Genomic DNA, 6,751 nt, shown 5'->3' on the forward strand with positions numbered 1-6,751 from the left:
AAGATACCCAAGACTATGAAATGAAAACACACAGAGTTGGAATTTATTTGATATTCTTAAGATTAAATTGTGATTTTTTACATCGGCTATAGTTCTCGTTTCTTATCAGAACGGCATCTGCAGTAGCCTTTTTTAAGATCGATTTTTTCAGCGCCGCCATATCTATTTTTTCACCTTGATCAGTTTCCCACTCCTCGCTGCCAATCCATTTACCTGAGCAAGCCACGGCGCTCTCCCTACTAATTATGCATCCTGTTGCCATATTTATAAAAACACAGCTAGCAACTTCATGATAGCCTTGCTCGCCACTGGGCTGCCTTATTATTCCATACGTTGCAATATTAATAGCGACCACTTCATTTTTTTGATTAATAATTTCCTGCAAATAATCATCTGTGTAATATTCTTTACTTATGTAACCCAATATGTTTTCACTGCGCCCAGTGTTTCTTATGACTAATTGACGATCAAATTTTCTATTAACCAGGCGGACGACCTGCTTGTTGACTACTTTTATATTTCTTATTGATAAATTACCGCCCAATGTTAACTCAACTGCAGCGGCAGCTTTTGCCAGGACGATAATGAAAAACATTGCTATCAAGAATTTCACTTAGGCCGGCCTCGCACTTGCAGGAATTAAATCCCCATCAAAATAATTAACATGGGAAGGCCAGAATAAGTTCCGGCCCTCCCATTAAAATTCCTCAATCCCACCGCTCCGATAACTGGAAATGCTCAATAATGGGGCTTCACCACCCTCAAACAGTCCGCCTAGAAGAAACAGACCCACCGTGAAATTTTCCTCCCCGGCATGAACAAGGACATGCAGTGGGGCATGCTCGAAGTCACCATCGCCCCCTAGCCCCACCAATCATCTATTTTTGGTAATGAAATTCATGCAGATAATTGTACACTTTCACCTTCACATCATTCTGTATAGATTGCACTATACCCTCGGCCACTTTCAATGACTTTGCATTTGATTTGTATTTCTCCAAATACTCATCAATTGCGGCATCCTTATTTTTAGCCGCCTCCCCATCTTTTTCTATTTCCGACTTAAATTTACGAATCGTACATTTTCTACGATTACTATCATAGCTACTGTAATCACCCGATACAGCATTCTTATTTATTTCATAAATACCAGAGTAGAAGTAAATCTTCCTAATGCTATCAAAATAATCCTCCTTCAACTTATCACTTGCCGAGATAGAATCGGCAATCTCCCTGCTAAATAATCGATAATCACCAATGGTTTCGTAATTAATAAACTCCGACCTCACAAGGGAATCTATCGTATTACCCACCTGCCTATCAATTGTCGCTTCCGTTGCCATACAAGAGGCATCCTGTGCATAGCAAGATGCCGCAAAAGTTATAGCAAAAAAACCAGCCAAAATTCTCATAAACCCTCCGGTACATCCAGTCAATTAAATTCACATCATGCCAAAATTAAGCATCACTCACCAATACTCGCAATAATTGATAATCAATACTTTTCTTAATATAAAATTGGATCAAAATATGGCCAGTACAAGGCAGGCACCATCTTCACTATTCTGATAAGTCACATTAATCAATGAGCGGGCTACATCTGATAAGCTAAAATTCACTTTGAGAACTTATGTACTTGTACCGAGCGGTACTTCGGGGTAGTCACCGGTTAGCAGCAGCTGCCAGCAACCAATGGCGTCTTGAACAGCTTGTGGCAATGCATTGAGATTTGTTGCGCTCACCAACAATCTGCCTTGCTACTTACTGCTTGCTGCAATTGGCTGCACCATTCATCAACACAGCACCACAGCTGGTTTTATGGCCTTCATACGCAACGGGAATGCCATCGATGGTGTCGCTGGCATCTCCCTCCACAATCACGCAATGAGAATGGCCCTGCAGAGGGCAACTGCAAACATCCCCCACCCTGGCAACCTTCTTGCCATTGATGGTGACATTGCTGCTACACGACACCACCTTGCCACCATGGCTGGTATCAGAGCCTTCCAGAATGACATTCGGCATGCGGCTACAGCCTCTTCTCCACAAACGGGTCATACGGTTTGCTCAGGTCCGGCGCTGGCCCACCGTTGTAATCATTGGGCTTGTTCTTGGCCTTCTCCACGGCAGAAGGCGGCGATACCATGATGATGCTGGCACGACCATCCTGACGCAGATTCACCGTTGCACTCACCCCGCCCTTGTCGTAGCTACGCATGGTAGCCAGGGCCAGTTGTATGAATGGTGAAGAGGCGCCGGTATCTGCCACACGACGAGTGAGGTTGTAGCTGTGCTTGGCATCGCTGAAATCCAGCCGGTGCGGGGTATCGGCCAACGCCATGGCACTACTGAATGGGATCACTCGCTTGTCGTTGCCGCCCGTGTCATAGAACAGCCATTGCGGGGCCTGGCCATCTGGCAGTGTTGCCAGCGCTGCTTTCCAGCCATTCGCCATGGCCTGCGTCTGTTGATGAATATCGCCATTCAGCTTCACTTCGATCGGGCGGTGCAGATATCCCACCAAGGGCGCGCGATCGTACTCATCTTCCAATTGCCACTTGGTCCAGCGAACCGGCACCCAAGGCGTGGGCTTGAATCCTTCCTTGCCTTGATGCCAGAACGGAATCATGCCGCCTTGCCCGGCATTAGGGTCCACCTGGCCGATCAGTGTCTTAGTCTGCTCGTTCCAGTAAGTGGTGGGCATAACCTGCTGGCCCTTATTTGCTGCTTTGTAAGCATATTCCATATCAAAAAAATACTTGGACAACTTGATCACGTCGTACTTGGTGTCATCTATGTTGATGTTGTACGGCACATCAACCACATAAGGGCGGATAAACTGGTTAACGCGGTCGGTACGCGTCACCAGTATCGCGCTCATGCTGTCCGGCATGGAGGGGATGGATTTGCCATTTTTAGATGCCTTCGGATAAAAAGCCTGGCTATCCACACCAAGCAGTACTGCGGCAGGCAAAGTTGGATTCTCGTCAAAAAAACGGAATAACCGTTCTACCAGCACATCTCCGCCATCCCCTTTATGAGAATCCAGTCCGGTAAACATGTGGATAGCCAATCCTGAGCCGTTTTGGGCTTGCAAAATGTGATTATTCCCCCATCCGATACCGTCAGTTACCAACACGGGGATTGGCCAACGCTCTACCCATAAGCGCAAGGCGTTTTCAAACGTCTTGTTAGTGCGCTGAGTCATAATTGTGCCTCGCTCCTCCCAGCTCCAAGGATAAGCTTCAGGATCCTGTATCAGCACGTTTTGCCAAGGATTGTTTATCTCATCGATCCGCTGCCACAGCTTCATCTGGCGGAAGCGGTCCACGGTCACACCAACACTGCGTATCTCCAGCGCAAACTGTTGATGCGCTTTGGCATCAGTCACTGCTTGTGCCGCCTGCGCCTTTTGAGCGGCCTCCTCTTCTGCCTGCTGTTGCTGCAGCGCCTCGGCAGCATTCAAACGCGAGCTGGCCAGCACCCATTGACCGGTAAACAAGGAGGCAATGAGCAACATCGGCGGTAGTAGCCACCAGGCAAAACGATTCAGCATTGGGGTCGACTCCAGAATCAGCGAGGTAGGGCGAATGGCGGTTTCTGCCACCACCATCCAAATAGCAATAACAGTCAGACAGGGAATGAGCCAAACCCAAAAACGAGGACGAGCATCTAAGCGAAGCATCATGCGTCCTCCTCTTTCTGGCGGTCGGCACGGGTTTTGCTCACAACTGGAGCTGGGGGCTTGGCAGGGCTGTACCGATCAAGTACTGCCGGGAATGTGCCATCCGAGTAGTACTGATACGTGGCTTCCACAAGCTCGCGAACTTTACCGTCCATTTCGTTATATTTCTTAGTAGTCGCCTTGAGGAGCATCCAGTTCGTTCGCCAGTCTGCAACGCGTAGCAACAACTCAAGCCACTCAGGGTCATCAATGCTATTAGCCTGCCCAATAGCGACATCCATCGCCGTTACCCAGCGGTGATGCTCGCGGTTGGCCACGATGGACGAGTGGTAGGAGTTTTCGAAGGTGCCCTCATCCTGATAATGCTGAAGTGCCTCCTTGGCATCCGCCCGCCCCTTCAACCCACCCTTTACCAAGGCATCCGTAGCATCAATTGGATCCATATTGATCACGCCAACGTAGCCTGGCCCATGCACTTCTGCTTCTTTCTCGGTATTAATCTTGGCTGCTGCCCCGCTATCTTCCCCATGGTGCAGATCCGGGGTAAACGTTGGGTTCAGCGCTTCGCCAGTAATCTGGACCTGCTCGCCAGGCTTTAATGCAACCCTCGCCAAAGTGGCAAAGAAGCCGGTACCGTCATACTTTTTCTCATCTTCGGCTCGGGGAGCATAAGACCCCGGTGCCGCGCCCACGGGCGTACGTGTTCCATTGCGGCTACGCCAAGTCCACACCCGCTGCAAGAATCTTGGCCCCAGGGCACTTAATACCGGCATGGGCGACTTTGCCGAGCGGCCTCCACCATTTTTGTGTGCCGATGTTGTATCCACGGCTGCTGGCACACCCAACGTGCCAATACCTTGCACATTGGCAAGCCCTACAGTCTGGTCGTGCGGGCAGAAGTACAGATACACCTTGCCCCTGTTATCCCGCTCAGCAAAAGTCTCTGTTTTGGTATCGTCGCTGACATTGTCGTAACCATTCGCCTCCCGCCCCTCATCCGTATCACGCGGTATGCGCTTACCCGCTTCTGGCGTCCAGGCGGAGCCTGTTCGGCCAACCTTGCATTGGTCGGGAGACAGTGTGGTGAATTCGGGCAAGGGGTGAGGATTATCCGTGATCAGCTTAACCAGATTGACCAAGGTCTCCACCCGGGCTTCGGTGATTTGCTGCTCGTGCCCGCTTTGTGAGGCGTAATCCAGAAACGACTCATGCAAACCATACGGCGGGTGATTCATGATCAGACAATCCGCATAACCGAGCTTGCCACCATCTTCTTTCAAAAACGCCTGAGCACATAGCGAGATAAGGCAGCCCTGGCTGTGACCGATCAGGGTGATGGTTTCGTTGCGGTCGATGGTGCGAATCTGGGTAATCAGCGCAGCCAGCCGCTTTGCGGCCAGCGCCATGTATTTGCGATCCGGGCAAGTCTTGAGGCTATGAGCATCATCCATCACCGCTTTATCTGTTATCCAGGTAAAGAAACCCGACTTGAAGTGCCCGCCGAACATGTCTGGGATATTGCTGGTAGCGTTGGCGAACATGCCGCCCATCTTGGCATTGCGCACATCAAGACGGTTGCCATGCTTGTCTACAACCTGCCCGTGTACTTTCTCCTTTGCAATATCATATTTTGATGCCCGGTAGCCCCAATGAAAGTGAATCACCGGGCTGTTGGTTCGGTCGTTGGCAACACGTTGATAGAATACCGCGTCCGGGTCAGTGACTACCGCTTCTTTTTCCTTGGGAATACGGAAATCGTTGGGAAACAGATCCACCCGATCGAGACGCTCATTCAGACCGGCGCAGAGACCCACATCCATCTCCGGGTAGCTCACTCCGACATCATTGACGCCATGCACCAGGATGAACACGCCTACGTGATTCCGTTTCACCTCAACCGGGTGATCCTTGTAACGGTTCGGCATCAACACGGCCGAACTCTTGCCTGCATAAAAAATATCTTTGGAGATTTCCGCGCTCGACATGGTCATGAGCTCCGTTTCGGCAGAATGGCAACCTTGGCCACCTGCATCGCCTGGTCTTTCAAGATTTTGGTTTTGCCTTCGGCATCAGAAGTACCGGTCAACTTACTGCCGTCTTTAAGCGTGACTTCGTAGTCACGATGAGCAGCAAGGTGTGGCTGTCCTCCGTCGCTACCGGGATAGTGCAGCTGGAATTTCTGATCGGTGGGGCCGGAGCGGAAATGTGGAGAGTCCGCACTGTCTGTTGCCGGCCCAGACATGGACTTACTAGCCGCCTTGATCAGCACCTGCCCGGAAGTACCCAGGGTGATGTTGCTGTCGATCTTGATAAATGACCCGGCCTGCGACACACAGCGGATAGTCGGCGCATGAATCAAGACCTCACCGTTCACGGCCATGATGCGGATACTCTTGTCTGCTTGTGCCACCAGATCATTGGCTTGGGCTTGCATCAGGAACTGCCCCTGATGCGCGATGAGGCGAACATCGCCCGATTGGGCGAACTGGCTGATACCGTTGCCGGCATTGAGCACAAACTGCTCTCCGCTGGTGAACTGCAAATGCTTTTTGGCGGCCAGGTCATAGTTGAGCCCGGCATAACCGATGATGCCTTTCGGCGAGCTGTAGGAAAGCCCTGCCATGGCCGTCAGGCCAAGAACAGCTTGGCCACCTCCCGAAGACTTGGGGTCGGTATTGCTACCCTTTTCCCAATTCTTGATGTGTTCAATCAGCTCGGTTTGCGACTGCGGATCCAGCTTGAGAGCCTGGCTACTACTGGCGTAATCGCCAAATGCCTTGAAAAGCTCGGCGCACTGATCCAGCAGCTCGATCATTTCCTTTCGCTCCAGTTGATTGCCACTGGCCTGGACTTTGCCGTAGGTGGTCAGCAACAAGCCTTGAGCGGCTCGGATGGCAATGCTGGCGTCAGAGCGCAATTCCGCCCCCTCGCCGCGCGGCTGGCCTTTGCCGTTGCTGCGCGGGTGGGTGAGAAAACCGAGATTGAGTTGCGTCTTGTGCGTTTCACTGGACAGCTTGGCCCGCACTTCGCCCGGGGTGTCGTCAAACAGCAGTTCGTTGTACTGCC

The 6,751-nt window shown here is 51.1% G+C and carries 6 protein-coding genes; all 6 read right to left on the bottom strand.

Translation table 11 applies throughout. The features are described from left to right. Positions 1 to 43: 43 nt before the first annotated feature. A complete protein-coding gene (locus Q0P52_RS14745) occupies positions 44 to 613 on the bottom strand; it encodes a hypothetical protein (protein WP_293813761.1) in 570 nt (189 codons plus the stop codon). Positions 614 to 878: 265 nt separating this feature from the next. Next, positions 879 to 1,412 (bottom strand): hypothetical protein, encoded by a 534-nt coding sequence (locus Q0P52_RS14750; protein WP_293813762.1) that lies wholly within the window; start codon positions 1,410 to 1,412, stop codon positions 879 to 881. A 349-nt stretch (positions 1,413 to 1,761) separates the two neighbouring features. Next, entirely contained in the window at positions 1,762 to 2,025 is a 264-nt protein-coding gene (locus tag Q0P52_RS14755; RefSeq protein ID WP_293813763.1) for a PAAR domain-containing protein, read from the bottom strand. Between the two features lie 4 nt (positions 2,026 to 2,029). Beyond that, on the bottom strand, positions 2,030 to 3,688 hold the full coding sequence (locus Q0P52_RS14760) for a DUF2875 family protein (protein ID WP_293813764.1): 1,659 nt from the start codon (positions 3,686 to 3,688) through the stop codon (positions 2,030 to 2,032). Then, complete coding sequence (locus Q0P52_RS14765; protein ID WP_293813765.1) at positions 3,685 to 5,670, bottom strand: DUF3274 domain-containing protein; 1,986 nt, start codon at positions 5,668 to 5,670, stop codon at positions 3,685 to 3,687. Before Q0P52_RS14765 ends, Q0P52_RS14760 begins: the two co-directional genes overlap by 4 nt. 2 nt (positions 5,671 to 5,672) lie before the next feature. After that, positions 5,673 to 6,751 (bottom strand): type VI secretion system Vgr family protein (locus Q0P52_RS14770; protein WP_293813766.1); only part of this gene is annotated, 1,079 nt, incomplete at its 5' end.

Origin of the sequence: uncultured Aquitalea sp. (assembly GCF_945957525.1) — a bacterium.
Taxonomy (GTDB): Bacteria; Pseudomonadota; Gammaproteobacteria; order Burkholderiales; family Chromobacteriaceae; genus Aquitalea.